The organism is Bartonella sp. P0282, from assembly GCF_048452985.1.
Taxonomy (GTDB): Bacteria; Pseudomonadota; Alphaproteobacteria; order Rhizobiales; family Rhizobiaceae; genus Bartonella; species Bartonella choladocola.
This window is the reverse complement of sequence record NZ_WTFO01000010.1, coordinates 1-1,202: the sequence shown is the minus strand read 5'-3', so window position 1 is coordinate 1,202 and position 1,202 is coordinate 1. Positions and strand designations below refer to the sequence as shown.

Here is a 1,202-nt window from a genome sequence, read left to right as displayed (position 1 = left end):
TCGGTGGGGCCGTTAGCGTGAAAAATAGCGTCATACACTTTCAAACATTCAAAATGTGAAGACAAGCCGGTTCGGCAGGTCATCGTGATGTTCACAAACCTTATTATTAGTGCCGCACGTTACGAAAAATAGCAGGCGTCATAGAAAAAATATCATATGACAAAAAAATAAAATTTAACCGGAAGTATTGGGTGGTATGCGCTTCATCAAAAAAACTGTTAAAAAATAAAAAATCCGTTTGTTGGTGTTTAAGTAAATAAGTATATAAAATATAATTGGATAAATAATTGATTATTATCAATTATGAACAGAAAAGGAATATAAATATGCATCATATAATTGAAAAAATATTTAAAAAAGATGTTATCAATATTAAAAATATTATAAGCTTAAAATAAAATATAAAAACAATTAAGATTGTAAATATTATAATATTTGTAATTATTTATTAAATTATAAATAATTCAAAAAAATTAATATAAAATATAGCGGAGTATATTATAAATATGAAAATTAAGAAATTATCGATGAAAAATATTCATAAAAAACATTATTTTTGTAAAAAATAATAAAACAAAGCGATTTAAAAAATCATTTTTATAATAGAAAATAAGTATAAAAATATAGTTAATTATTATAAAAATATCATATGATTCTATTGTATATGCGTTGATAAAGAATCGATCGAAAAAATTTAAGTATTACGATAACAAAAAATCGAAGCGATGAGAAAAGTATAATTATCAGGATAGATCATGAATATGTGGGGTGGTTTTTTAAGTCGTTTTACAAACAAAACGATTTCGTGGCTTACGATATTTTTTTATGTTTGTTCGACGTTTCTTCTTTCGATCGCACAGGCGGATGCAGCACAGAGAAGCCTTGATCGTCAGTATGAGGGGGCTTATGATAGCAACTCTTATCACGGTGCGGGTTATAAGGGTGGCGATTATCAATCCCAAGGGTTGAATCCTGATAGTTATGGTAGCTCATCGTTAAATGATACCTATTCGACGCCGGTGATGACACGCGCCTATGTGCTGGTGTCCGGCGATACGCTTGATAGCGTTGCCAAACGTTATAATTTGAGTGTTGAAGGGTTGCGTCGTCTCAATCTGGATCGGTTTTTCAAGAACGGCTTTGACAAGGTAACGGTGGGGGATACGGTTTATGTTCCGCTGTCACCGGTTTCTGATGACATG

Annotated in this window: 1 protein-coding gene; it reads left to right on the top strand. The window is 31.0% G+C overall.

Features of this window, described 5'->3' with window-relative positions; all coding sequences use genetic code 11:
• Positions 1-755: 755 nt before the first annotated feature.
• Positions 756-1,202, top strand: a 447-nt coding sequence (locus GQS64_RS11940; protein ID WP_198231760.1) for a LysM peptidoglycan-binding domain-containing protein, incomplete at its 3' end; no start/stop codon positions are given.